At 40.9% G+C, this 23,485-nt stretch carries 26 protein-coding genes, 3 tRNA genes and 2 pseudogenes; 22 read left to right on the top strand and 9 right to left on the bottom strand.

What is annotated here, in order from left to right:
• Positions 1 to 440 precede the first annotated feature (440 nt).
• The 8 genes and pseudogenes from LIX50_RS08595 (at position 441) to LIX50_RS08560 (ending at position 4,404) form a co-directional block, all read left to right on the top strand.
• Positions 441 to 701 carry an AzlD family protein gene (locus LIX50_RS08595; protein ID WP_226385942.1) on the top strand — a complete coding sequence of 87 codons (261 nt, stop codon included), beginning with the start codon at positions 441 to 443 and terminating at the stop codon, positions 699 to 701.
• A 127-nt stretch (positions 702 to 828) separates the two neighbouring features.
• Positions 829 to 1,176: an RNA methyltransferase substrate-binding domain-containing protein gene (locus LIX50_RS09610; RefSeq protein WP_080351510.1), complete on the top strand. Its 348-nt coding sequence runs from the start codon at positions 829 to 831 to the stop codon at positions 1,174 to 1,176.
• Between the two features lie 125 nt (positions 1,177 to 1,301).
• Positions 1,302 to 1,832, top strand: coding sequence for a DUF302 domain-containing protein (locus tag LIX50_RS08585; RefSeq protein ID WP_048952635.1), 531 nt, complete (start codon positions 1,302 to 1,304; stop codon positions 1,830 to 1,832).
• 100 nt (positions 1,833 to 1,932) lie between these two features.
• Positions 1,933 to 2,127, top strand: a complete 195-nt coding sequence (locus LIX50_RS09605) for a helix-turn-helix domain-containing protein (protein ID WP_204371006.1) — start codon at positions 1,933 to 1,935, stop codon at positions 2,125 to 2,127.
• Positions 2,128 to 2,226: 99 nt separating this feature from the next.
• The gene (locus LIX50_RS09600) at positions 2,227 to 2,355 is read left to right on the top strand and encodes a helix-turn-helix domain-containing protein (protein WP_226385941.1); all 129 of its coding nucleotides are present in this window, start codon (positions 2,227 to 2,229) and stop codon (positions 2,353 to 2,355) included.
• A 304-nt stretch (positions 2,356 to 2,659) separates the two neighbouring features.
• Positions 2,660 to 2,788, top strand: a pseudogene (locus LIX50_RS08570) (ABC transporter permease); the annotation flags it as partial.
• Complete coding sequence (locus LIX50_RS08565; RefSeq protein WP_181153943.1) at positions 2,788 to 3,480, top strand: ATP-binding cassette domain-containing protein; 693 nt, start codon at positions 2,788 to 2,790, stop codon at positions 3,478 to 3,480. The pseudogene LIX50_RS08570 and the gene LIX50_RS08565, both read left to right, overlap by 1 nt.
• Before the next feature lie 309 nt (positions 3,481 to 3,789).
• Positions 3,790 to 4,404, top strand: coding sequence for a CadD family cadmium resistance transporter (locus tag LIX50_RS08560; protein WP_003766668.1), 615 nt, complete (start codon positions 3,790 to 3,792; stop codon positions 4,402 to 4,404).
• A gap of 108 nt (positions 4,405 to 4,512) precedes the next feature.
• On the opposite strand, the gene LIX50_RS08555 is transcribed toward LIX50_RS08560, so the two are convergent.
• Positions 4,513 to 4,731 (bottom strand): hypothetical protein, encoded by a 219-nt coding sequence (locus LIX50_RS08555; RefSeq protein ID WP_046943022.1) that lies wholly within the window; start codon positions 4,729 to 4,731, stop codon positions 4,513 to 4,515.
• A 130-nt stretch (positions 4,732 to 4,861) separates the two neighbouring features.
• Between LIX50_RS08555 and LIX50_RS08550 the strand changes: the two are divergent.
• Positions 4,862 to 5,725: pseudogene (locus LIX50_RS08550) on the top strand (AraC family transcriptional regulator N-terminal domain-containing protein).
• A gap of 116 nt (positions 5,726 to 5,841) precedes the next feature.
• Here the strand turns inward: LIX50_RS08550 and rimO are convergent.
• Positions 5,842 to 7,179, bottom strand: coding sequence for a 30S ribosomal protein S12 methylthiotransferase RimO (rimO, locus tag LIX50_RS08545; protein WP_048953347.1), 1,338 nt, complete (start codon positions 7,177 to 7,179; stop codon positions 5,842 to 5,844).
• 152 nt (positions 7,180 to 7,331) lie between these two features.
• On the opposite strand from rimO, the gene LIX50_RS08540 reads away from it, so the two are divergent.
• From LIX50_RS08540 to LIX50_RS08510, 7 genes are all read left to right on the top strand, one after another.
• Positions 7,332 to 8,048 carry an MgtC/SapB family protein gene (locus LIX50_RS08540; protein ID WP_048953346.1) on the top strand — a complete coding sequence of 239 codons (717 nt, stop codon included), beginning with the start codon at positions 7,332 to 7,334 and terminating at the stop codon, positions 8,046 to 8,048.
• A gap of 165 nt (positions 8,049 to 8,213) precedes the next feature.
• The gene (gene asd, locus LIX50_RS08535; RefSeq protein WP_048953345.1) at positions 8,214 to 9,329 is read left to right on the top strand and encodes an aspartate-semialdehyde dehydrogenase; all 1,116 of its coding nucleotides are present in this window, start codon (positions 8,214 to 8,216) and stop codon (positions 9,327 to 9,329) included.
• Positions 9,330 to 9,407: 78 nt separating this feature from the next.
• Positions 9,408 to 10,352, top strand: coding sequence for an alpha/beta fold hydrolase (locus tag LIX50_RS08530; RefSeq protein ID WP_048953344.1), 945 nt, complete (start codon positions 9,408 to 9,410; stop codon positions 10,350 to 10,352).
• A 115-nt stretch (positions 10,353 to 10,467) separates the two neighbouring features.
• Positions 10,468 to 10,562: transfer RNA gene (locus tag LIX50_RS08525), tRNA-Ser, on the top strand.
• Positions 10,563 to 10,582: 20 nt separating this feature from the next.
• A tRNA-Arg gene (locus LIX50_RS08520) sits at positions 10,583 to 10,659 on the top strand.
• Between the two features lie 56 nt (positions 10,660 to 10,715).
• Positions 10,716 to 10,792: transfer RNA gene (locus tag LIX50_RS08515), tRNA-Arg, on the top strand.
• 96 nt (positions 10,793 to 10,888) lie between these two features.
• Positions 10,889 to 11,200, top strand: coding sequence for a DUF5389 family protein (locus LIX50_RS08510; RefSeq protein WP_080351552.1), 312 nt, complete (start codon positions 10,889 to 10,891; stop codon positions 11,198 to 11,200).
• Between the two features lie 40 nt (positions 11,201 to 11,240).
• On the opposite strand, the gene glmU is transcribed toward LIX50_RS08510, so the two are convergent.
• The 5 genes from glmU to hflD all read right to left on the bottom strand — a co-directional run bounded on the left by glmU (position 11,241) and on the right by hflD (position 15,968).
• On the bottom strand, positions 11,241 to 12,611 hold the full coding sequence (gene glmU, locus LIX50_RS08505; protein WP_048953343.1) for a bifunctional UDP-N-acetylglucosamine diphosphorylase/glucosamine-1-phosphate N-acetyltransferase GlmU: 1,371 nt from the start codon (positions 12,609 to 12,611) through the stop codon (positions 11,241 to 11,243).
• Between the two features lie 157 nt (positions 12,612 to 12,768).
• Positions 12,769 to 13,140, bottom strand: coding sequence for a 50S ribosomal protein L7/L12 (gene rplL, locus LIX50_RS08500; RefSeq protein ID WP_005626607.1), 372 nt, complete (start codon positions 13,138 to 13,140; stop codon positions 12,769 to 12,771).
• Positions 13,141 to 13,194: 54 nt separating this feature from the next.
• A complete protein-coding gene (gene rplJ, locus LIX50_RS08495) occupies positions 13,195 to 13,686 on the bottom strand; it encodes a 50S ribosomal protein L10 (protein WP_005626605.1) in 492 nt (163 codons plus the stop codon).
• Positions 13,687 to 13,957: 271 nt separating this feature from the next.
• On the bottom strand, positions 13,958 to 15,328 hold the full coding sequence (purB, locus tag LIX50_RS08490; protein ID WP_048953342.1) for an adenylosuccinate lyase: 1,371 nt from the start codon (positions 15,326 to 15,328) through the stop codon (positions 13,958 to 13,960).
• A 22-nt stretch (positions 15,329 to 15,350) separates the two neighbouring features.
• Complete coding sequence (hflD, locus tag LIX50_RS08485; protein WP_005638526.1) at positions 15,351 to 15,968, bottom strand: high frequency lysogenization protein HflD; 618 nt, start codon at positions 15,966 to 15,968, stop codon at positions 15,351 to 15,353.
• Between the two features lie 128 nt (positions 15,969 to 16,096).
• On the opposite strand from hflD, the gene trpS reads away from it, so the two are divergent.
• Both trpS and LIX50_RS08475 read left to right on the top strand, forming a co-directional pair.
• On the top strand, positions 16,097 to 17,101 hold the full coding sequence (gene trpS / locus LIX50_RS08480; protein ID WP_048953341.1) for a tryptophan--tRNA ligase: 1,005 nt from the start codon (positions 16,097 to 16,099) through the stop codon (positions 17,099 to 17,101).
• A gap of 22 nt (positions 17,102 to 17,123) precedes the next feature.
• Positions 17,124 to 17,414: a YfcZ/YiiS family protein gene (locus LIX50_RS08475; protein WP_048953340.1), complete on the top strand. Its 291-nt coding sequence runs from the start codon at positions 17,124 to 17,126 to the stop codon at positions 17,412 to 17,414.
• A 48-nt stretch (positions 17,415 to 17,462) separates the two neighbouring features.
• On the opposite strand, the gene dusA is transcribed toward LIX50_RS08475, so the two are convergent.
• Both dusA and LIX50_RS08465 read right to left on the bottom strand, forming a co-directional pair.
• Entirely contained in the window at positions 17,463 to 18,452 is a 990-nt protein-coding gene (gene dusA / locus LIX50_RS08470; protein WP_048953339.1) for a tRNA dihydrouridine(20/20a) synthase DusA, read from the bottom strand.
• A 2-nt stretch (positions 18,453 to 18,454) separates the two neighbouring features.
• Positions 18,455 to 19,840, bottom strand: a complete 1,386-nt coding sequence (locus tag LIX50_RS08465) for a chloride channel protein (protein ID WP_140578714.1) — start codon at positions 19,838 to 19,840, stop codon at positions 18,455 to 18,457.
• A gap of 268 nt (positions 19,841 to 20,108) precedes the next feature.
• Here LIX50_RS08465 and rpsL point away from each other — a divergent pair, with 268 nt between their 5' ends.
• From rpsL to LIX50_RS08445, 4 genes are all read left to right on the top strand, one after another.
• On the top strand, positions 20,109 to 20,483 hold the full coding sequence (rpsL, locus tag LIX50_RS08460) for a 30S ribosomal protein S12 (protein ID WP_005543325.1): 375 nt from the start codon (positions 20,109 to 20,111) through the stop codon (positions 20,481 to 20,483).
• A 157-nt stretch (positions 20,484 to 20,640) separates the two neighbouring features.
• Entirely contained in the window at positions 20,641 to 21,111 is a 471-nt protein-coding gene (gene rpsG / locus LIX50_RS08455) for a 30S ribosomal protein S7 (protein ID WP_005626581.1), read from the top strand.
• A gap of 83 nt (positions 21,112 to 21,194) precedes the next feature.
• Positions 21,195 to 23,297, top strand: a complete 2,103-nt coding sequence (fusA, locus tag LIX50_RS08450; protein ID WP_005638535.1) for an elongation factor G — start codon at positions 21,195 to 21,197, stop codon at positions 23,295 to 23,297.
• A 62-nt stretch (positions 23,298 to 23,359) separates the two neighbouring features.
• On the top strand, positions 23,360 to 23,485 hold a 126-nt coding region (locus LIX50_RS08445), incomplete at its 3' end, for a GTP-binding protein (protein ID WP_239992769.1).

Here is a 23,485-nt window from a genome sequence, read left to right as displayed (position 1 = left end):
TCACTTAAGATTGACCGCACTTTGATCTGCACCCCAAAACCTGGACCCCACGATAGCGCGCGTTTCCTAACGCGTGCCTGAAAATCAATTTCGTTTGATTCAGATTTTTACTATTTTCATGAATAACTTCAATTTGCTTATTTTTTAGATAGATAAAACTACGCGTCAGAAGGGGGGGCTATCTGGGGAGCCGTTGGTAAAGCCAACGTTCAGAATCCTTTTGATTTTATGACCGCACTTTTTTGTCATTAGAAGAAAATGAAGAACTTAAACAGGTAATCACTTTATCGCCAAATATCACTTTTCCGGTAAACTTTATTCGTGAGCTTGCCTCGGGATTTTGCTAACTCCGAAACCACAATAGATTGTAATGGCACAAGCGAGGACGCTTGCGCTATCAGGGGGAAAGAATGAAGGATTTGCTCTCTTGGTAGTCGTTCCTGCTGTTTGCCGGCATGCTGGCGGTAACGTATTCCACCCGCCTTATTGGTTTTTTCGCCTTGCGCAACCGTACCTTAAGCCGCCGCGCACAAATCGTGATGGAAGCTGCGCCGGGTTGCATGTTGATTTACGTCATCGCGCCTTATTTCGTGTCCAACAAACCGCACGAATTGATTGCCATTGCACTGACCGTGCTTGCCGCAAGCAGGTTTTCCATGTTGGTTACCGTGTTGATCGGCGTCGGCAGTTCTGGGCTGTAGGGGTATTTGATGCGGTAGTCGACTGCGTTTTCGTGATACCGGTTACACTTGTTTTCAGACGACCTTTCTCTTTCAGACGACCTTATCTTGTTATAATGTCGTCTGAAATTTTTTATAAAGCAAAATCATGGCAAACCAAAGACTCATCTACGGCTTCCACGCCGTCAACGCCCGCCTGTGGCAAAACCCGAAATCGATTACCGAACTCTACGTCCAAGAAGGCAAAAACGATGCCCGCACGCGCGACGTGTTGGATAAAGCGGCAAACGAAAACGTGCGCGTATACTTTGTCATCGCCGTCGCCATCACTACCCGTTGCGAAAGCTGCATCAGCGTACATGCCGCCGCAGCCGCCAAAGCGGGCGCGACTGAAAGCGAAATCGCCGGCGCGCTGGCAACCGCTATCGCCCTGAACGCAGGCGCAGCCTACACTTACGCCCTGCGCGCATTGGAAGCGGTTGATGCGCAGCGTTGATTTTGTCTCAAAGGGTCGTCTGAAAACCACTCCCGTTTCAGACGACCCTTTTGCTGACGGGCATTGCTTTTTGCCGCCGAACCGTTTAGATTGATGTCTTTATTCAACCGTTTGGAGAAACAACCATGAAAAAATTACTGACTGCTGCGCTGACTGCCGCCGCACTCGTCCTTCCTGCCGCCGTATCCTATGCCGCGCCCGCTGCTAAAGCCGCCAGCGCTTCACATAGCGGCGATGCCGCCCGACAAACCGATTCCCGACAAAGTTCAGCCATGAATCAAACCCATACCGCCGTCAGCAAATACAGCTTCGACGATACCGTCCGCCGTTTGGAAACCGCCGTTAAAGAAAAAGGCATGACCGTGTTCGCCGTCATCGACCACCAAGCCGCAGCGCGACAAAGTGGTTTGGACATGCAGCCCGCGAAAGTCATCGTTTTCGGCACGCCCAAAGCCGGCACACCGCTGATGCAAAAAGACCCCGCCTTCGCCCTGCAACTGCCGTTGCGCGTCCTCGTTACCGAAGCTGACGGCGCAGTCCAAGTCGTATTCAACGATACGCGCGCGCTGGTGTCGGGCAGCAAAATAGAGTTCGCCGAAGTGGAAAACACACTCGCCAATGCGGAAAAGCTCATCCGTAAAACGGTAACGGAATAAGGTTCGCCCAAATCCGAAGGTCGTCTGAAAACCTGAGCAAACCCTGAACTGCACCCCAAAAGTTGGACATCCCCTCCAACTCACAAGGTGCAGTTTTTTTATGAGCAAATATACATTACACTTCAAATACCAAGCCGTACTCCACTACCTGCATATACGCAGCCAACAGCGTACCGCAGATCATTACGGCATCTCCCGAACCCACCTGCGACGATGGATACGCGCCTATCAAGAAGGCGGCATCGGCGCACTCGAACATCCCCACGATAGCGCGCGTTTCCTAACGCGTGCCTGAAAATCAATTTCGTTTGATTCAGATTTTTACTATTTTCATGAATAACTTCAATTTGCTTATTTTTTAGATAGATAAAACTACGCGTCAGAAGGAGGGGCTATCTGGGGAGCCGTTGGCANCGGCATCTCCCGAACCCACCTGCGACGATGGATACGCGCCTATCAAGAAGGCGGCATCGGCGCACTCGAACATCCCCACGATAGCGCGCGTTTCCTAACGCGTGCCTGAAAATCAATTTCGTTTGATTCAGATTTTTACTATTTTCATGAATAACTTCAATTTGCTTATTTTTTAGATAGATAAAACTACGCGTCAGAAGGAGGGGCTATCTGGGGAGCCGTTGGCAAAGCCAACGTTCAGAATCCTTTTGATTTTATAACCGCACTTTTTTGTCATTAGAAGAAAATTGAAGAACTTAAACAGGTAATCACTTTATCGCCAAATATCACTTTTCCGGTAAACTTTATTCGTGAGCTTGCCTCGGAATTTTGCTAACTCCGAAACCACAATAGATTGTAATGGCACAAGCGAGGACGCTTGCGCTATCAGGGGGACTTCGACGGTGATGGCTTATGTGGTGTTGGTTATCGTGTTTGTGTCACTGTTTGAATACCTGATTACCAAGCCTTTGGAAATTTTGTTTATGCCGTGGAGAAGGTGATGCTCTGTCTTGAAAACGTGCGTTTTGAAATTCTCCGTGACCCCATCGTGCACGATTTCAGTTTGAACCTGCAACATGGCGAAGTGAAAGCTTTGTTCGGGCCGAGCGGCTGTGGCAAGACGACGGTTTTGCGTTTGATTGCGGGCTTGGAAACGCCGAAATCGGGCACGATACGCAATACTTTCCGCAAAACGGGTTTTCTGTTTCAGGAAAACCGCCTGCCGGAAAACTTGACCGCGATGCAGAATATCGCTATTTTTATGGACAAACCCGATGAAGGCGAAATCATCGCGCTGGCGGCGAAAGTCGGGCTGACTGCGGGCGATTTGAACAAATATCCGACCGAATTGTCCGGCGGCATGGCGAAACGGGTAGCATTTTTGCGCCTGCTGCTGTGCGGCTGCGACCTTGCCTTGCTGGACGAGCCGTTCGTCGGTTTGGACCGCGATTTGCGCGATATTTTGGTCGCCATGCTGGTGGAAAAAATCGAGCGGCAGGGCATGGCGTGTATGCTGGTAACGCACGACCGCTTCGAAGCCGCATGCCTGAGCCATGAAATAATGCTGCTTTCCACTAAGGGCATGAACGTGCAAAATGTGATTACCCTGCCTACGCCGCTGTCCGAACGCGATTCGGCTTTTGAAGAAGCCGTGGTGGCAAGAGAGTTTCAGGGGATTCATTATTATGAGTGATAGGAATTTAAATTTCTGACAAACCTTGCGGTTCGTTGCCCTCTCCCTACCCCTCTCCCACGGGGAAAGGGGATCAGGTTTCTCAAAATCAGAGAACCGTAGAATTGGGAATCAGATGTCAGGTAAACCTGAAAATGTTCAGGCTCGACAGCCCAATTCCCTCTCCCCCTGGGAGAGGGCTAGGGAGAGGGTAAGCAAGCCGCAGGCTTGCCTCTTTAGCGAAAGATACGAATCTGTTATCCGAACGCGATTCGGTTTTTGAAAAAGCCGTGGTGCCAAGGGGGCAGGGGATTCATTATGAGGTGCTTTATGTTTTCGACTGTGATTACTGCTGCTGTTTTATATATTGCTACAGCAGTAGATTTGTTGGTAATACTATTAATATTTTTTGCTAGAGCAAATACTAGAAAAGAATATCGAGATATTTATATCGGACAATATTTAGGTTCTGTAATTTTAATATTAGTTAGTTTATTTCTAGCTTTTGTTTTGAATTATGTTCCGGAAAAATGGGTGTTGGGTTTATTAGGTTTAATACCGATTTACTTAGGTATTAAAGTTGCTATTTACGACGATTGTGAGGGCGAAAAAAGAGCTAAAAAAGAATTGGATGAAAAAGGGTTGTCAAAATTAGTCGGTATTGTTGCTTTGGTTACAGTTGCTAGTTGTGGTGCAGATAATATTGGACTTTTTGTTCCTTACTTTGTGACTTTAGATCTTGTCGACTTATTAGTTACTCTTCTTGTATTTTTAATATTGATTTTTGTTTTAGTATATACAGCACAAAGATTGGCTAATATTTCAGGTGTTGGTGAAATTGTAGAGAAGTTTAGTCGTTGGATAATGGCTGTTATTTATATTGGTTTAGGGTTATTTATTATTATTGAAAATAATACAATTCAAACAATAATATCAATAATATGAATGATACGGGCATTTGAGTATCTGACAAACCTTCAGCTTGCTTCTTCAATACAAGATACAACCCTGTCCGCCCAATAAATCCATATCTGAAAGCATCTTCATGCAGAATTAAGCCAAACCATGAATAAGTTTTTCACCCACCCCATGCGGCCGTTTTTCGTCGGTGCGGCGGTGCTTGCCATACTCGGCGCGTTGGTGTTTTTCATCAGCTCCGGTGCCGTCATTTTGAAATGAAACCAAATCAAAGCCGATTGAACCGTCGTCCACTTGGGTACGACCATCACGTCCGCCGGTTGCTGTTGCTGAAGTTTTGTAGAAAATTTTCATAATGTTTTCCTCAGTTTAATATTGGTTAATATGTTTTGGCGTACCGCCGTTGAAAGTGAGTTCATTATATTGGACGGCAATATGAAGTGTTATATATTTATCCAAATTACTTGCCTATTTCTACAAGATTATGTTTTCAACTGAAACGATAGAACGCTTATTAAAAGTTATTCCACATAACGAAACCTATTCATCTCCAATTAAAGGCTTGGTGATTCGCCATGCCGATCAGCCGTTTTGCTATGAAGGTATTATTCAAGAACCAAGCATTTGCATCGTGTTAAGTGGCGAACGTGAAATACAACTAGGTGAACAATGCTATTGATTTGACAATCAACACTTTATGTTCTGCCCAGTCAATGTACCGATGCGTGGTGAGACTAAATATGCAGAGCCGCAAAAGCCGTTTTTAGTGATTTCGATGAAAATTGATATTGAGAGCGTTAGCAAGATTTTATTAGCAAATCCAAACCTTGCAGATGATGTTCAAAAGGGCGACGAAGGTTTTGCACAATGGCATCTAGATGAATCTCTCAAAAATGCTGTTGAACGTCTATTTCTATTGCACGAAAATCCAAAAGATATTGAATTTCTTGCACCACTTATCTAACAAGAAATCTACTATCGGTTGCTTACTGGTGAGCAAGGATATAAACTTAAAGCGATGGTAAGCATTGGATCTCATACGCAAAAAATTGCCCAATCCACCCACTATCTACAACAGCATTTCAGTGAAACCATTACCGTGGAAACCTTGGCAAATCTGAGCGGCATGTCATTATCTGGTTTTCACAGCCATTTTAAGAAGATAACCAGCCTTTCACCGCTGCAATATCAAAAATCCTTACGTCTAATGGAAGCCAGACGACTGATCTCACAAGAAGGGAGAGGCATTACCGAGGCAGCTTACCAAGTCGGCTACGAATCGCCTAGCCAATTCAGCCGTGAATACAAACGCTATTTCGGGCATGCGCCAAAGGGGGATATTAAATAGATGAGGCTTAAAGATAGGTTCAAAAACACTTAAAAATTTGACCGCTCTTAGTCATAAAAAATCCATCTTCAATACGAAGATGGATTTTTTGTTTATTTCGTTGAGATTGTTATTATTTAACAACTTCCCCACAAATCATATTCATCAGAATTTGTGATGGTTACTTTAATCACGTCACCGACTTTTACATTCATTCCGCTTAAATTATCTACATAAACTAACCCGTCAACTTCAGGGGCATCTGCTTTGGAGCGGCCAATAATGCCGTCTTCGTCAATTTCATCCACTAATACATCAAGAGTTTTACCGATTTTTTGTTTTAAACGGTTTGCAGAAATTTCCTGTTGTAATTGCATAAAACGATGGAAACGTTCTTCTTTCACATCTTCTGGTACTTGGTCAGCCATCTCTGTTGCAGGTGCGCCTTCAACGGGGCTGAATTTGAAACAGCCTACGCGATCAAGTTGAGCTTCTTTTAAGAAATCGAGCAATAATTGGAAATCTTCTTCTGTTTCACCAGGGAAACCGACAATAAAGGTGGAGCGCAATGTTAAATCTGGGCAAATTTCACGCCATTGTTTAATGCGTTCTAAAGTGCGGTCAATACTGCCCGGTCTTTTCATTGCTTTTAAGATTTTCGGGCTGGCGTGTTGTAATGGAATGTCTAAATACGGCAAGAGCGTGCCGTCAGCCATTAATGGAATTAAATCATCCACATGCGGATAGGGATACACATAATGTAAGCGAACCCAAATGCGAAGTTTGCCAAGCTGTTTACAAAGCGTCATTAAATCATTTTTAATTGGCATGCCATTCCAGAAAGCCGTTTTTACTCCGCCCTCTTGGCGTTTTAAATCCATGGAATAAGCGGAAGTATCTTGCGATACCACAAGTAATTCTTTTACGCCTGCTTCGGCCAAACGTTTTGCTTCGTCTAAAACTTGCGTAATAGAACGGCTTTCTAAATCACCACGCATAGATGGAATAATACAGAACGTACAACGGTGATCACAGCCTTCAGAGATTTTCAAATAGGCATAATGTTTTGGTGTGAGTTTTACGCCTTGTTTTGGTACTAAGCTGGTGTAAGGGCTATGTGTTGGTTTTGGCACGTATTTGTGAACTTGCGCCATCACTGTTTCATAACTATGTGGGCCGCTGACTTCCAAAACTTTAGGATGCACTTCACGAATTTGGTCTTCTTTTGCCCCCAAACAGCCAGTTACAATGACGCGTCCATTTTCTTCCAATGCTTCGCCAATGGCTTCGAGTGATTCCTGCACGGCACTATCAATAAAGCCACAAGTGTTCACAATCACTAAATCAACATTTTCATAGCTTGGCACAATATTGTAACCATCGGTGCGTAGTTCCGTTAAGATTCGTTCAGAATCTACTAAGTTTTTTGGGCAACCAAGGCTTACAAAGCCAATGCTTGGGGTTGAATTTTGCATAAAAATAACCGTTCTTTCGCTCTATAAAATTTCAAACGCAAGATTTTACTCAATTTTCGCAAGAAAGGCGATAAATTAAAGGCTTGGAAGGGTAAAGATTTTAAGCTAAGTGATGTAGAATAGACGATTATGTCGTACTCATTTTTATCATTATGGAAAATTCATCTTTACTTTTAACCGCACTTTTCGATCCTTATCACTTAATTATTTTTAGCAAAATGCTATTGGCGATGGTGCTTGGCAGTGTTATTGGCTTAGAGCGTGAGCTTAAGCGCAAACCTGTGGGTGTAAAAACTTGCGCCATTATTGCCGTCACCACTTGTGTGCTAACCATTGTTTCGATTCAAGCCGCAGAGCATTATGCGCAAGTTTCAGAAAATATTCGTACGGATCCGATGCGTCTTGCGGCTCAAGTGATTAGCGGCATCGGTTTTTTAGGTGCAGGAGTGATTTTGCATAAGAAAAATGATGCGATTTCAGGTTTAACCACTGCGGCGATTATTTGGGCTTCTGCGGGGATCGGTATTGCCGCTGGTGCGGGCTTCGTGTTTGATGCGGTCATTGCGACGGTGATGATTTTGGTGTCTATTCGATTAAGTCCGTTGGTACAACGTTGGGTTCATCGTAAATCACAACGTCGTCGGACAAAATTCAATATTCTTGTCAATAGTGCAGAAAGTATTGGAAAAGTCACCCAATTGTTAGTAAACAATCAGTATCGTATTGAACATATACAGGTGAAAGATCAAAGTAGTGGTGAAGTGCGGCTACAAATTCGCTGTTTTTCCATTGATTCCACAATGTTGAAAGATGCGTATGCATTGTTGAAAGCGGAAGAAGGTGTGATAAGTGTCGAAGTAGATAACTAGAAAAAGAGCGGTCAAATTAAATTTTCTTTTAAATTGACTGCTCTTTTTTATTTCTTATTTAATTTCTTTCGCAAAATGTAAATTTCCATGAAAAATACTTGATTTTGCTAACGCTATCTTGTAATTAATAATTCTATTTAAACACAACGAACTAAGGAAACAATAATGAAAAATGTAGGCTTTATCGGCTGGCGCGGAATGGTGGGTTCCGTATTAATGGATCGTATGTTGCAGGAAAATGATTTTGCGAATCTTAATCCCGTATTTTTTACAACTTCACAAGCAGGTCAAAAAGCCCCTGTATTTGGTGGCAAGGATGCAGGCGAACTTAAAAATGCATTCGATATTGAAGAACTGAAAAAATTAGACATTATCGTGACTTGCCAAGGAGGCGATTACACCAATGAAGTCTATCCAAAATTAAAAGCAACAGGTTGGGACGGTTATTGGGTTGATGCCGCTTCTGCACTACGCATGAAAGATGACGCAATTATCGTGCTTGATCCGGTAAATCAACATGTGATTTCTGAAGGGTTGAAAAAAGGCATTAAAACTTTCGTGGGCGGGAACTGTACCGTAAGCTTAATGCTTATGGCTATCGGCGGTCTATTTGAAAAAGATTTGGTGGAATGGATTTCTGTGGCAACTTACCAAGCGGCTTCAGGTGCTGGCGCAAAAAATATGCGTGAATTACTTTCACAAATGGGTTTATTAGAAAAATCCGTAAGCGCAGAATTAGCCGATCCGGCCTCTTCTATTTTAGACATTGAACGTAAAGTCACCGCTGAAATGCGCGCTGACAGCTTCCCAACAGAAAACTTTGGTGCCGCATTAGGTGGCAGCTTAATCCCTTGGATTGACAAACTTCTTCCAGAAACCGGACAAACTAAAGAAGAATGGAAGGGTTATGCAGAAACCAACAAAATTTTAGGTTTAAGCGACAATCCAATTCCTGTGGATGGTTTATGTGTGCGTATTGGTGCATTACGTTGCCATAGCCAAGCATTCACTATTAAACTGAAAAAAGACTTACCATTAGAAGAAATCGAACAAATTATTGCATCACATAATGAATGGGTGAAAGTGATTCCAAACGACAAAGAAAGTACATTGCGTGAATTAACGCCAGCTAAAGTAACGGGTACATTAAGCGTACCGGTTGGTCGTTTACGTAAATTGGCAATGGGACCAGAATACTTGGCTGCCTTTACTGTGGGTGACCAATTATTATGGGGGGCAGCAGAGCCAGTTCGCCGTATCTTAAAACAATTGGTTGCATAATTGGCAGAGTGCGTGAAGTAAAATCTCACGCACTTTTTCTTTCTTTTGTATGCGTTGATGTATCCCATCTAAAAACTTATGAATCGAGAATCCTACTTTACTCAATTTGTCTTTACCAAACTGTTACCTTTTTTTAATCAATTTTCAACGCAATATTTCACTGGCAAAAATAATGTTCAAATCGCTTATCGTCATTTAATCCACGCAAAAAGTGCGGATAGAAAATTGATGATTTTAGTGAATGGTCGTGCTGAAAATATGTTGAAATGGTCAGAGCCAGCTTATGATTTTTATCATCAAGGCTATGATGTGTTGCTATTTGATCACCGTGGTCAAGGCTATTCAACCCATTTGTTGAAGGATTCTGAAAAAGGGCATTTAGACGAATTTCGTTTCTATGTCGATGATATGGCGAAAATCATCGAAAAAGTAACCGCACTTTTCAGCTATTCAACGCAGCATTTGCTTGCTCATTCAATGGGCGCATTGATTGCAACCTATTATTTGGCTAATTATGATCATCGCATTAATAAAGCCGTGCTTTCTTCGCCTTTTTACGGTATTCCTTTAAAACACCCTATTAGAGATGAACTGATTATTGCCCTAATGAATATGTTAGGGCAGAGCGAGCGTTATGTTTTTGGTAAAGGGGCTTATCAACAAGCCCACTTGGAATACAATGAACTAAGTTTCTGTAAAAACAGAATGAAATGGATGAATCGTGTTAATCGTAAGAATCCAGCAATTCATCTTGGCGGACCAACGTTCCGTTGGGTACATTTGTGTTTGAATGCCATTAAACGTTTGCCGAAAGTTATTCCTAAGATTGAAATTCCAATCCTAATTTTACAAGCCGAAAAAGAAAAAATAGTAGATAACAAAAATCTTGAAAAATTAACCGCACTTTTTCCGAATGCTCAGTGTAAAGTTGTATTGAACGCGAAACATGAGGTGTTATTTGAGCAAGATGAATTAAGACGGGAAACAATATCTAAGATTTTAGTATTTTTGAATGATGAGTAGATTTTTATTCAAGAATATATTTAATGTGTAGATAAAATATTCAAACAGGTACGTTTTTCAAAAAATGGTTTGACATATTTTCTAAAAAACGTATTATACCGCTCACACCGATCGTGGTGAGATGGCCGAGCAGGCTGAAGGCGCTCCCCTGCTAAGGGAGTATGGGGTTAAAAAGCTCCATCGAGGGTTCGAATCCCTCTCTCACCGCCATTGTTTGTTTTATTTATTCTGCACCCGTAGCTCAGCTGGATAGAGTACTCGGCTACGAACCGAGCGGTCAGAGGTTCGAATCCTCTCGGGTGCGCCATTTTAAAACGGCTCTATCTTATTAAATTGGTTATGAATAATTAAAGCATCATCTACGCACCCGTAGCTCAGCTGGATAGAGTACTCGGCTACGAACCGAGCGGTCAAAGGTTCGAATCCTTTCGGGTGCGCCATTTCATTTTATTCAAGTCTATTGATTTCTACTTACTTTCTAATAATCACAGTATTTGTTATATTGTAATTATCTATTATTTGTAAAATTTTAAATTATGACAAGACAATCTTTGCCTCGTGGTTTTAGTTTATTTTCCTGGGGATTAGCTATTTTTTGTGCCCCTGTATTGTTATGTCCGATGGCTCTGTTGCTTTCAACTACATTTGATAAAAATCCTAGCTTGGAAACTTGGCAAGTTAATTTATTCTCAATATTTTTTTGGATTTATCCTATTATTCTTGCGGTAGTAGCTCGAATTTTATATTGTCTACATCATAGAAAGCCAAAATTGGCTTTTAAATTATTGGTATTAAGTGCGGTCATTTTTTATATAGCTTTAATTACGATTTGTAAAATCGGTTTATAAAAAAATCCTGCGATAAAACGTAGGATTTTTTTATGCTATTTTATTTTTTCTTTGTTGGTCGTTGCCAATCTTGAATATGGCGTTGAGGAACTCGTGTAATCACTAATTCATTTTCACTTACATCGCGTGTAATTGTTGTCCCAGCACCAATAGTTGCACCATTTGCGACTTTTACTGGCGCGACTAATTGTGTATCCGATCCCACAAACACATCATCACCGATGATCGTTTTAAATTTATTTGCGCCATCGTAGTTACAGGTGATGACACCCGCACCAATATTACAATTTGAGCCAATTTCTGAATCGCCAACATAGGTCAGGTGATTTACTTTAGAACCTTTACCAACGGTAGATTTTTTAATTTCTACAAAGTTACCGACATGCGTTTCAGCTGCAAGTTCTGCACCTGGGCGTAAACGAGAAAATGGACCAATTGCGGCTTTTTCTCCCACCGCAGAATCCTCTAGCACTGAATAGGGTTTTATTTCTACATCATTGCCAATAACAACATTTTTTAATACGCAACCTGCGCCAATTTTTACGCGATCGCCGAGTTTAACACTACCTTCGATAATAACATTAACGTCGATTTCCACATCTTTTCCATGCTCTAATGTTCCACGCAGGTCAAAGCGAACAGGATCGTAGATCATTACGCCTTCAAGTAGTAATTTGGAGGCTTGTTTATTTTGGAAATAACGTTCAAGTGCGGCTAATTGTAAGCGATTATTTGCACCTTCAACTTCCATGATATCTGTTGCTTGTACCGCAACAACTTGGCAATTATCCTGGTTTGCAAGAGCAATAAGATCCGTTAAGTAATATTCGCCTTGAGCATTATTATTGCCTACACGAGCTAGCCATTTTTTGAAACTTGCACCATCAGATACCATAACGCCAGTATTTACTTCTTTAATATTTAGTTGATCAGCATTTGCATCTTTTTGTTCTACAATTGCTACAACATTCCCATTTTCACGAATAATTCGTCCATAGCCTGTTGGGTTATCTAAATTTACGGTAAGCAATGCAATGCCATTTTCTGGTTTTGCTTTAATTAATTTTTCTAGTGTTTCTTTAGTTATTAATGGTGCATCGCCGTAAAGTACAACAATATTTTCGTTATCTTTAAAGAAAGGTGCCGCTTGTTGAACTGCATGTGCAGTACCAAGTTGTTCTGTTTGTAATACCCAATTTACTTGTTCATTTGCAAGATGGGTACGCATTAAGTCCCCACCGTGACCATAGATTAAATGAATATTTTCTGCGCCTAATTGATGAGCAGTATCAATTACATGTTTTACCATTGGTTTACCAGCGATTGTATGTAGAACTTTAGGTAAATCGGAATACATACGCGTTCCTTTTCCGGCTGCTAAAATTACCGCACTTAATGCTTTTGTAGTCATAGATTTTCTCTTTATTTATCAATAATAATAGGAGATATTTTATCGTAGAAAGGAGAAGATGATAAGTTTTTAAATTAAGGAAGTTGTGGCTTTATAGATAGGAAAAACCGATGGTTTCCCATCGGTTTTCTGAATTTTAAAGTGGTTAAAAGAGAAATTATTTAACTTCTACTTGTGCACCAGCTTCTTCTAATTCTTTCTTAAGTGCTTCAGCTTCTTCTTTAGAAACACCTTCTTTTAATGCTGCTGGAGCAGATTCAACTAAATCTTTAGCTTCTTTTAAGCCTAAACCAGTTGCACCACGTACTGCTTTGATTACTGCTACTTTGTTAGCACCAGCTGCTGCAAGAATTACGTCGAATTCAGTTTTTTCTTCTGCTGCCGCTGCGCCGCCTGCTGCTGGAGCTGCTGCTACTGCTGCCGCTGCTGAAACACCGAATTTTTCTTCCATCGCTGCGATTAATTCAACGATTTCAGTTACAGTTTTTGAAGCAATCGCTTCAATGATTTGTTCGTTAGTTAATGACATAACAATCAATTCCTAAAATAAATAAAGTTAGATGAAGTAAGAAACGCTTAATGATTAAGCTGCTTCTTGTAATTTGTCGCGTAATGCCGCGAAGGTGCGAGCAAGTTTGCCTGCTGCAGCTTCTTTCATTGTGCCCATTAAACGTGCAATCGCTTCTTCGTAAGTTGGTAATGTTGCCAAGAATTCAACATCTTGGATTTTACCTTCAAAGGCTGCACCTTTAATTTCAAACTTATCGTTTGCTTTAGCAAACTCTTTGAACAAACGAGCAGCTGCGCCCGGGTGTTCGTTAGAGAACGCGATAAGTGTTGGACCTACAAACGTATCTTTTAAGCATTCGTAATCTGTGCCTTCAACTGCGCGACGTAATAAAGTATTACGAACTACACGCATTGTAACGCCAGCTTCACGTGCTGATTTACGTAATTCAGTCATTTTCTCAACAGTTACACCGCGTGAATCCGCGATTACTGCTGAAAGTGCACCTTTGGCTGCTTCATTTACTTCAGCAACAATTGCTTGTTTGTCTTGAAGATTTAATGCCATTGGCTTTTAGCTCCTGAATACACTCCGATTACTCGGAATTAATTTACCTAATCCTAAGACTAGGATGACTTCGGCGCCCAGAAGCAAGAAAAATTCTTATTCTGTTCACCATCTACGTAGGATAATTAAGATTACTCCCCTACGGTCTTGGATGGGGCTTGAATAGGTCAAGCACCAACCAGAAATTTGTTAGATTGACTAACACAGGCGCAAGATTATAGAGAAAAGCTATGTTCTTGTAAAGGATATTGTTGGAAAAAGAGCCAAATTCCTATGATAGCTTCTCTACTAATTCCACTGCAGCCCCAATATAAGTAGCGGGTGTTAATTTTTGTAAACGTAATTTTTCTTCTTGTGGAATATCCAACTTATCAATAAATTCACGCATAGCCTGTTCTGTCACTCGTTTACCTCGCGTTAATTCTTTTAATTTTTCGTAAGGTTTTTCTATTCCATAGCGACGCATTACGGTTTGAATTGGTTCAGCCAAAACTTCCCAGTTTTGATTGAGTTCTTCTAATAAGTGCGGTTGATTTACTTCAAGTTTACTAATGCCTTTGCGAGTTGAAGCATAAGCGATCAAACAATAACCTAATCCTACGCCTAAATTACGTAATACGGTTGAATCTGTTAAGTCACGCTGCCAGCGAGAAATTGGTAACTTTTGACCTAAGTGGGTCATCACTGCATTGGCTAATCCCAGATTGCCCTCTGAGTTTTCAAAATCAATTGGATTGACTTTATGTGGCATGGTAGAAGAACCAATTTCGCCTGCAATAGTTCGTTGTTTGAAGTGATTTAATGCAATGTACCCCCATAAATCCCGATCAAAATCAATGATAATGGTATTAAAGCGTACTACAGCATCAAAAAATTCAGCGATGTAATCGTGCGGCTCAATTTGCGTGGTATAAGGATTCCATTGAATACCTAATGAAGTGACAAATTCTTCGCTGAATTTATGCCAATCAATATTAGGATATGCCGATAAATGCGCATTGTAGTTACCTACCGCGCCATTGATTTTACCTAAGATTTCCGCGTTTTGGAGTTGTTTAAATTGACGTTTTAGACGGTAAACGACATTCGCCATTTCTTTGCCCACTGTGCTTGGTGAAGCTGGTTGGCCATGTGTGCGAGAAAGTAATGGAATCGTTTTATATTCTTCTGCAAGACGAGTGATTTCATCAATCAGTTTTTTCCATTCTGGTAAAATCACTTCGTCACGAGCGGTGCTTAACATTAACGCGTGAGAGAGGTTGTTAATATCTTCTGAGGTGCAAGCGAAGTGAATAAATTCGGACACGTTCACTAGTTCCAGTTTATTTTGAATTTTCTCTTTCAGAAAATACTCAACGGCTTTCATATCGTGATTAGTTGTGCGCTCAATTTCTTTAATACGCGCAGCATCTGTCTCATTAAAATTAGCCATAATTCCATCTAAAAAAGCATTTGCTTGCGTAGAAAATGGCGGTACTTCGGTAATGTCTGCCGTTGAAGCTAATTTTTGTAACCAACGAACTTCCACAGCTACACGGAATTTCATTAACCCGAATTCGCTAAAAATAGCGCGTAATGGAGTTACTTTATCTTGATAACGACCATCAAGAGGGGAAAGTGCGGTCAGTGTAGAGAGTTGCATAAATGTTTGCTCCAGAATTGTATTAATAAATAGAAGAATAAATCTGTTTTGCGGTGGCAAGTAATTTTCTGCGAAAAAATAAAATTTGCCATTTTGTTCCACCCATTTGTTTCCACAGCACGGCAGAGCGAATGCCTGCAAGTAAAACTGCACGAATTTTATTTTGCACGAGTTCTTGTCGCAAATAATCAGGCGAGCCTAGTATGTGAATTTTTTTGCCCAATGGGCTAATAACGTCGCTGTAAATGTTTGCCATAATAGATAACATTGTTTCACTATCGCGAGCGTAATGAATTTCTTGTTCTTTTAGGCGAGAAATTCGATTGCCCAATGTTTGTTTGGCATCGGGATTTTTCGATAATTTTCCTTCTAATGCCAAAAGGCTTAACCAATAGCGAGTTAAATTTTGATCGCCTTGTGCATTGAGCTGGTGAATTAAGGTTTCTAGACCTAATTTTAAATGACGAACTTCGCCACCAAAAACATCTTCGATTCGTTGTGGTTGGGTAATGAAAAGGCTATTAAGTGCGGTTAAAAATGTATCTGAATCTGCTCGACTTTCTGTTGCAAGTTGATGAACCAATTTTGCTGATTGGCACACGCCAGCAAGGGCAAGAACAATATCGTGGTAGTTTTTCATTAGAAAATATTAGGAAAACGTTTTCGTTAAATATAGCATTTTTAACCTAGCTTTTGAACTCGAACATTAAAAAAGCCTAGAGTTTCTGGTATGATGTGCGAACAGTTTTAAGGTATTAAGGATTGATTATGGCAAAACCAATTGTTTTTAGTGGCGTGCAGCCTTCTGGTGAATTAACTATCGGAAATTATTTGGGCGCGTTGCGCAACTGGGTGAAGATGCAAGAAGATTATGAATGTATTTTCTGCGTAGTTGATTTACATGCAATCACTGTTCGTCAAGATCCTGTTGCCCTTCGCAAAGCAACGCTTGATGTGCTTGCACTTTATTTAGCGTGCGGAATTGATCCAAATAAAAGTACTATTTTTGTTCAATCTCATGTTCCAGAACACACGCAATTAAGCTGGGTGTTAAACTGCTACACCTATTTCGGTGAAATGAGCCGAATGACCCAATTTAAAGATAAATCAGCGCGTTATGCAGAAAATATTAACGTAGGTTTGTTTGATTATCCTGTGTTAATGGCGGCGGATATTTTACTTTATCAAGCAAAAAGCGTGCCTGTTGGCGATGACCAAAAACAACACTTAGAAATTACGCGTGATATTGCAAACCGCTTTAATGCGCTCTATGGCAATATTTTCACCATTCCTGAAATTTTCATTGGAAAAGCAGGGGCGCGTATTATGTCATTGCAAGATCCTGAAAAGAAAATGTCAAAATCAGATGATAACCGCAACAACGTGGTGACACTTTTGGAAGATCCAAAATCTGTAGCGAAGAAAATTAAACGTGCCGTAACAGATTCAGATGAGCCGCCTGTTGTTCGTTATGACGTGCAAAATAAAGCGGGGGTATCCAATCTTTTAGATATTCTTTCTGCGGTTACGGATAAGCCAATTGCTGAGCTTGAAAAAGAATTTGAAGGTAAAATGTACGGACATTTAAAAACAGCAGTAGCGGATGAAGTATCAACTTTACTTGCTGGTTTACAAGAACGTTTCCATCAATATCGTAATGATGAAGCTTTATTAGATAATATCTTACGACAAGGAGCGGAAAAAGCGCGTGCAAAAGCGCAAGAAACCTTGGTAAAAGTGTATGAAGCAGTAGGTTTTGTTGCTGCAAAATAATCTGAATAAAAGGGATAATATTATGGCGATTCAAACTGAAAAACCGATTGAATGTGTAGGTTGTAACACATTTGATATGAAATCACTTTTCGATAATCGTGATTGTAGTCAGGTTATTGAATATGTTTATGACAGTGAAGAACAAGCGCAAGAAGCGCTCGCATTTTTTACTCAGAAAGCGCGTGATGTAGAAAGTGAACCTTGTGAAATTCAATCTGAAATTACAAAAGTGGATGATGGCTATTTATTAAGGGCAGATTTCACTTTCTGTTGCCAAGCTGAATTGGTGATTTTTCAAATGCGTATTGCGTAAGAAAAATCGCTGAAAAATAAGCCGCACTTTTGCGGCTTATTTTGTTTTTTATGATTCGTTTTCTACAAAGCTTAAGGCGGTTTCAACTACTTCAACTCCTGCACCTTGTTTAAACGCATTTTCACTTAAATAGCGTCGCCATTGACGAGCACCTTTGCAATTTTGGAATGCGCCTAACATATGGCGGACGATATGATTAAGGTGTATGCCTTGGCTAAGTTGTTGTTCAATATAAGGAAGCATTGACTGTACTGCTTCATGAGCGGTAACAATTGGTGCGTTAGGATCAAATAAGGCTTGGTCAATTTGCCCAAGTAAACTTGGATTTTGATAGGCCTCTCGCCCAACCATCACGCCGTCTACATATTGCAAATGTTGCTTCATTTCTTCAATGGTTTTTATGCCACCATTAATTGCGATAGTTAGATGTGGAAAATCACGTTTTAGTTGATACACCCGAGCATAATCTAATGGCGGAATTTCTCGATTTTCTTTCGGGCTTAATCCTGAAAGCCAAGCTTTTCGTGCGTGGATAATAAACTCTTGGCAACCTTTTCCTTGAACCTTTTCAATAAAATCACATAAAAATTCATAGCTGTCTAATTCATCAATGCCAATACGCGTTTTCACCGTGACTGGAATTTTGACCGCACTTTGCATTTGTTCTACACAGTCTGCCACCAAATCTGCTTTTGCCATTAAGCAAGCACCAAACATTCCATTTTGTACGCGATCAGAAGGGCATCCTACATTAAGATTAATTTCGTGATAGTCTCGTTCCTCAGCAAGTTTTGCGCAATATTTTAGTTGTTCAGGATCGCTTCCTCCCAGCTGTAACGCAACGGGATTTTCTTGTAAATCAAAATCCAAGTGATCGTATTTGGCATAGATAATCGCAGGTGCGGTGACCATTTCAGTGTAAAGTAATGCATGTTTTGAAAATTGGCGATGAAAATAACGACAATGGCGTGTTGTCCAATCTAACATTGGCGCAACAGAAAAACGGCCGCGGTAAAAGTGCGGTAGATTTTGAGGCATTTTTATTTCTCTTGTTCGGTTTTGCTGCGTAATTCTTCGGCTTGGCGAGCTTGCATTTGCTGGCGAAAACGGCCTGCAGCAAAGTGGTAAAATGGTTTTGGACTAAATTGGCGCGAGATTATGGATGCAATAATGCTGGAAATCAAGAGCCAAATGAGAACGGGTTGTGCACCTGTCATTTCCATTACAACAACACTGGCGGTAACTGGAGATTGTGTGCCGCCAGCTAAAAACGCCGCCATACATAAAATTACTAAAAAACGTTGATCGACCATACCGCCACTGAGATCCCAAAGCATTGCGCCAATGCCCGCTCCTGTTGTTAGTGATGGGGTAAAGATACCACCGGCAATACCATTCCAATAAGTGGCCACCGTTGCCAAAAGTTTAAGGATGCCAATTTCGGGATCTATGGACTGCCCTTCTAAAGCGTGTGCAACAACCTCATAGCCAGTACCATAAGTTTGTCCGTGAGTGTAACTGCCGAGTGCGGCAAGCACTAAACCCAATAATAAAGCAATATAAATAGGATGTTGGCGAACCCAGCCTCGCCATTTATCAGGTGATAATCCTGCGAGACCTTTTGCTAATAATCGTCCAAATATGCCACCTAGAATGCCACAAACCACCCCACAAATTGCAAGACAAAGATAGAGATAAGAAACAGATGTTGCCCCTTGATAGCTTGGAAAATAAGGGCTGTTTCCTTGAATCGCGACAAGAATAAAACCTGCGGCTAATACGCCCATCAATACACGTCGTTCCCAACGTAACATTACGCCACGTCCAAGTTCTTCAATCGCAAATATCACGCCAGCCAAAGGTGCATTAAAGGCTGCTGCAAGCCCACCTGCTGCACCTGTAGCAAGTAATTCATTGGTGCTTAATCCTCTAAATGCTAAATTATGTTTTCTACAATAATTTCCCCACGCAAGCATAACAGCTGCGCCAACTTGTACCGATGGTCCTTCACGTCCAACAGATGCGCCAATAAGCATTGCTAGAAAGGTAAGAGGAATTTTCCAAATAGTTTGGCTGAATCCAACTAATTTGGTTTTATAGCTACTATGAGGAAGATTAATTGATGCAATGACTTGCGGAATACCGCTTCCTCCAACATATGGAGTATATTTTTTTGTAAACCAAGTCAGGCAAGCCATGCCTAGGGGTAAAACAAACCAAACTGCAATAGGATATTTAGATGACCAGTGAGCGTTTAATTCTAGGCCAAGATCAGATAATTTCGCAAAGCAAAATGAAAAGAGTGAGACAAATGTCGCACCTATAATTAGGCAGATAAATTCTAAACTTTTGTGGGAAATTCTGTGTGTTTGGCGTAGTTTTTTATGGAAGAAATAGCGTAAGTGAAATTGGAGCGAGCGTAACATAATCATTATAATTTAATACTAATTAAGTAGAAATTATAAAACTGTCATTTCGCTGGGGCAATTGGTTTGGCATTTTGAATAAAAAAGTGCGGTGAATTTGGGAAGCGTTTTTGTACGCAACGAAAGATCCTTTCACGGATCTTTGGCACTGTTTAATTATTGACAATAAACCTCAGAACGATTAAAATTCGCCGTCTATTTCTGTATGGAAGTAGATTTTTTGAACAACATTCTATTATTGAATAACATTTAAACTGGAGCTTTTTTAATGGCAACTATCAACCAGCTAGTACGCAAACCGCGTGTGAAAAAGGTTGTAAAAAGCAACGTTCCTGCATTAGAGGCTTGCCCGCAGAAACGTGGTGTATGTACTCGTGTATATACTACAACTCCTAAAAAACCAAACTCAGCGTTACGTAAAGTATGTCGTATCCGCTTAACTAACGGTTTTGAAGTAACTTCTTATATCGGTGGTGAAGGTCACAACCTTCAAGAGCACAGTGTTGTATTAATCCGTGGTGGTCGTGTTAAAGACTTACCGGGTGTGCGTTACCACACAGTACGCGGTGCATTAGACTGCGCAGGCGTTAAAGATCGTAAACAAGGTCGTTCTAAATACGGCGTTAAACGTCCTAAAGCTTAATGGTTCTCCGTTAAGTAAGGCCAAACGTCTAAATTAGCAAAACAATTTAAACCATAAACTCCAGTCAAAAAGCGCTTTGCGCTGCAAATTTTCTCAATGAGAAATATTGCTGATGGGTTTTGGATATCCTGAAGATTAAAATACGGAGAAATTCGCAATGCCACGTCGTCGTAGTGTTGAAGCACGCAAGATTCTTCCAGATCCGAAGTTCGGTTCAGAATTACTTGCAAAATTTATTAATGTAATCATGGTAGACGGTAAAAAATCCGTTGCTGAATCAATCGTTTATGGTGCTTTAGAAACTTTAGCACAACGCACAGGTAAAGAGCCTTTAGAAGCGTTTGAAGTTGCACTTGAAAACGTACGTCCAACTGTTGAGGTTAAATCTCGTCGTGTTGGTGGTTCTACTTACCAAGTACCAGTTGAAGTGCGCCCTGTACGTCGTAACGCATTAGGTATGCGTTGGATCGTTGAAGCAGCACGTAAACGTGGTGATAAATCAATGGCTTTACGCCTTGCAAACGAATTATCTGATGCTTCAGATAATAAAGGTGCAGCAGTGAAAAAACGTGAAGATGTTCACCGCATGGCTGAAGCTAACAAAGCATTTGCTCACTACCGTTGGTAATAAGTTTTTGAATTTAAAGGGCTTCATCATTGATGAAGCCTTACCCTTATATAAACTGATATTAAATAAACAAGGTTATAATAATGGCTCGTACAACCCCTATTGAAAGATATCGTAATATCGGTATCAGTGCGCATATTGATGCGGGTAAAACCACTACTACTGAGCGTATCTTATTCTATACTGGTGTTAGCCACAAAATCGGTGAAGTGCACGATGGTGCCGCAACGATGGACTGGATGGAACAAGAACAAGAGCGTGGTATTACCATTACCTCTGCGGCAACAACTGCATTCTGGTCTGGTATGTCACAACAGTTCCAACAACACCGCATCAACGTTATCGATACTCCAGGACACGTAGACTTTACTGTTGAAGTAGAACGTTCTATGCGTGTTCTTGATGGTGCGGTAATGGTTTACTGTGCGGTTGGTGGTGTTCAACCACAATCTGAAACTGTATGGCGTCAAGCTAACAAATATCAAGTGCCACGTATTGCGTTCGTAAACAAGATGGACCGTACTGGTGCAAATTTCTTACGCGTAGTTGAGCAATTGAAAACTCGTTTAGGTGCTAACGCAGTTCCTCTTCAACTTCCAATTGGTGCAGAAGATAACTTCACCGGTGTTGTTGACTTGATCAAAATGAAAGCGATTAACTGGAATGAAGCAGATCAAGGTATGACATTTACCTATGAAGATGTGCCTGCAAATATGCAAGCAGACTGTGAAGAATGGCGTCAAAACCTTGTAGAAGCAGCAGCTGAAGCGTCTGAGGAATTAATGGAGAAATACTTAGGCGGTGAAGACTTAACTGAAGAAGAAATTAAGTCTGCATTACGTCAGCGTGTATTAGCAAGTGAAATTATCTTAGTAACCTGTGGTTCTGCATTCAAAAACAAAGGTGTTCAAGCTATGCTAGATGCCGTTGTTGAATATTTACCAGCGCCAACAGATATTCCAGCTATTAAAGGTATCAATCCAGATGAAACTGAAGGCGAACGTCATGCAAGTGATGAAGAACCATTCTCTTCATTAGCATTTAAAATTGCAACTGACCCGTTTGTAGGTAACTTAACCTTCTTCCGTGTATATTCTGGTGTTATTAATTCTGGTGACACAGTATTAAACTCTGTACGTCAAAAACGCGAACGTTTTGGTCGTATCGTACAGATGCACGCTAACAAACGTGAAGAAATTAAAGAAGTTCGTGCAGGTGACATTGCAGCTGCTATCGGCTTAAAAGATGTAACTACTGGTGATACATTATGTGCAATTGAAGCACCAATCATCCTTGAGCGTATGGAATTCCCAGAGCCAGTAATCTCTGTTGCGGTAGAACCAAAAACTAAAGCTGACCAAGAAAAAATGGGCTTAGCATTAGGTCGTTTAGCACAAGAAGACCCTTCATTCCGTGTTCACACTGATGAAGAATCTGGTGAAACCATTATTTCTGGTATGGGTGAGTTACACTTAGATATCATCGTTGACCGTATGAAACGTGAGTTTAAAGTGGAAGCTAACATCGGTAAACCACAAGTATCTTATCGTGAAACTATCCGCACTCGTGTTAATGATGTAGAAGGTAAACATGCAAAACAATCTGGTGGTCGTGGTCAATATGGTCACGTTGTTATTGACTTATATCCATTAGATCCAGAAGGCCCAGGTTACGAATTCGTAAATGAAATCAAAGGTGGTGTAATCCCTGGTGAATACATTCCTGCGGTTGATAAAGGTATCCAAGAACAGCTTAAATCTGGTCCATTAGCTGGTTACCCAGTAGTTGATCTTGGTGTACGTTTACACTTCGGTTCATACCATGATGTGGACTCATCTGAGTTAGCGTTTAAACTTGCTGCATCTTTAGCATTTAAAGCAGCATTCGCAAAAGCAAACCCAGTATTACTTGAGCCGATTATGAAAGTTGAAGTTGAAACTCCACCTGAATATGTTGGTGATGTAATTGGTGACTTAAGCCGTCGTCGTGCTATGGTGAACGGTCAAGAAGCGAATGAGTTCGTTGTTAAGATCGATGCTGAGGTTCCACTTTCAGAAATGTTCGGTTATGCAACAGACTTACGTTCACAAACTCAAGGTCGTGCATCATACTCAATGGAACCGTTAAAATATGCTGAAGCGCCAACAAGTGTTGCTGCTGCAGTAATTGAAGCGCGTAAAAAATAATTTTTGTAAACCAGCGGTATAAAACATGATTTTTATACCGCACTTCTTAGGAAACATTAGCAATGTCTAAAGAAAAATTTGAACGTACAAAACCGCACGTAAACGTGGGTACAATCGGCCACGTTGACCACGGTAAAACAACTTTAACAGCAGCAATCACAACCGTATTATCTAAACACTACGGTGGT

Origin of the sequence: Haemophilus sp. Marseille-P9675, from assembly GCF_916862695.1 — a bacterium.
GTDB lineage: Bacteria > Pseudomonadota > Gammaproteobacteria > Enterobacterales > Pasteurellaceae > Haemophilus > Haemophilus haemolyticus_K.
This window is presented reverse-complemented; position numbering and strand designations above follow the sequence as displayed.

Excerpts from the sequence above, each read along its gene's own strand:
- dusA (WP_048953339.1), bottom strand. The coding sequence starts at position 18,452 with ATGCCTCAAAATCTACCGCACTTTTACCGCGGCCGTTTTTCTGTTGCG.
- glmU (WP_048953343.1), bottom strand. The coding sequence starts at position 12,611 with ATGACTACAAAAGCATTAAGTGCGGTAATTTTAGCAGCCGGAAAAGGA.
- fusA (WP_005638535.1), top strand. The coding sequence starts at position 21,195 with ATGGCTCGTACAACCCCTATTGAAAGATATCGTAATATCGGTATCAGT.
- rplL (WP_005626607.1), bottom strand. The coding sequence starts at position 13,140 with ATGTCATTAACTAACGAACAAATCATTGAAGCGATTGCTTCAAAAACT.
- LIX50_RS08530 (WP_048953344.1), top strand. The coding sequence starts at position 9,408 with ATGAATCGAGAATCCTACTTTACTCAATTTGTCTTTACCAAACTGTTA.
- rpsL (WP_005543325.1), top strand. The coding sequence starts at position 20,109 with ATGGCAACTATCAACCAGCTAGTACGCAAACCGCGTGTGAAAAAGGTT.
- LIX50_RS08475 (WP_048953340.1), top strand. The coding sequence starts at position 17,124 with ATGGCGATTCAAACTGAAAAACCGATTGAATGTGTAGGTTGTAACACA.
- hflD (WP_005638526.1), bottom strand. The coding sequence starts at position 15,968 with ATGAAAAACTACCACGATATTGTTCTTGCCCTTGCTGGCGTGTGCCAA.
- rimO (WP_048953347.1), bottom strand. The coding sequence starts at position 7,179 with ATGCAAAATTCAACCCCAAGCATTGGCTTTGTAAGCCTTGGTTGCCCA.
- asd (WP_048953345.1), top strand. The coding sequence starts at position 8,214 with ATGAAAAATGTAGGCTTTATCGGCTGGCGCGGAATGGTGGGTTCCGTA.
- LIX50_RS08585 (WP_048952635.1), top strand. The coding sequence starts at position 1,302 with ATGAAAAAATTACTGACTGCTGCGCTGACTGCCGCCGCACTCGTCCTT.
- purB (WP_048953342.1), bottom strand. The coding sequence starts at position 15,328 with ATGCAACTCTCTACACTGACCGCACTTTCCCCTCTTGATGGTCGTTAT.
- LIX50_RS08540 (WP_048953346.1), top strand. The coding sequence starts at position 7,332 with ATGGAAAATTCATCTTTACTTTTAACCGCACTTTTCGATCCTTATCAC.
- trpS (WP_048953341.1), top strand. The coding sequence starts at position 16,097 with ATGGCAAAACCAATTGTTTTTAGTGGCGTGCAGCCTTCTGGTGAATTA.
- LIX50_RS08510 (WP_080351552.1), top strand. The coding sequence starts at position 10,889 with ATGACAAGACAATCTTTGCCTCGTGGTTTTAGTTTATTTTCCTGGGGA.
- LIX50_RS08565 (WP_181153943.1), top strand. The coding sequence starts at position 2,788 with ATGCTCTGTCTTGAAAACGTGCGTTTTGAAATTCTCCGTGACCCCATC.
- LIX50_RS08555 (WP_046943022.1), bottom strand. The coding sequence starts at position 4,731 with ATGAAAATTTTCTACAAAACTTCAGCAACAGCAACCGGCGGACGTGAT.
- LIX50_RS09605 (WP_204371006.1), top strand. The coding sequence starts at position 1,933 with ATGAGCAAATATACATTACACTTCAAATACCAAGCCGTACTCCACTAC.
- LIX50_RS08465 (WP_140578714.1), bottom strand. The coding sequence starts at position 19,840 with ATGTTACGCTCGCTCCAATTTCACTTACGCTATTTCTTCCATAAAAAA.
- LIX50_RS09610 (WP_080351510.1), top strand. The coding sequence starts at position 829 with ATGGCAAACCAAAGACTCATCTACGGCTTCCACGCCGTCAACGCCCGC.
- rpsG (WP_005626581.1), top strand. The coding sequence starts at position 20,641 with ATGCCACGTCGTCGTAGTGTTGAAGCACGCAAGATTCTTCCAGATCCG.
- rplJ (WP_005626605.1), bottom strand. The coding sequence starts at position 13,686 with ATGGCATTAAATCTTCAAGACAAACAAGCAATTGTTGCTGAAGTAAAT.
- LIX50_RS08560 (WP_003766668.1), top strand. The coding sequence starts at position 3,790 with ATGTTTTCGACTGTGATTACTGCTGCTGTTTTATATATTGCTACAGCA.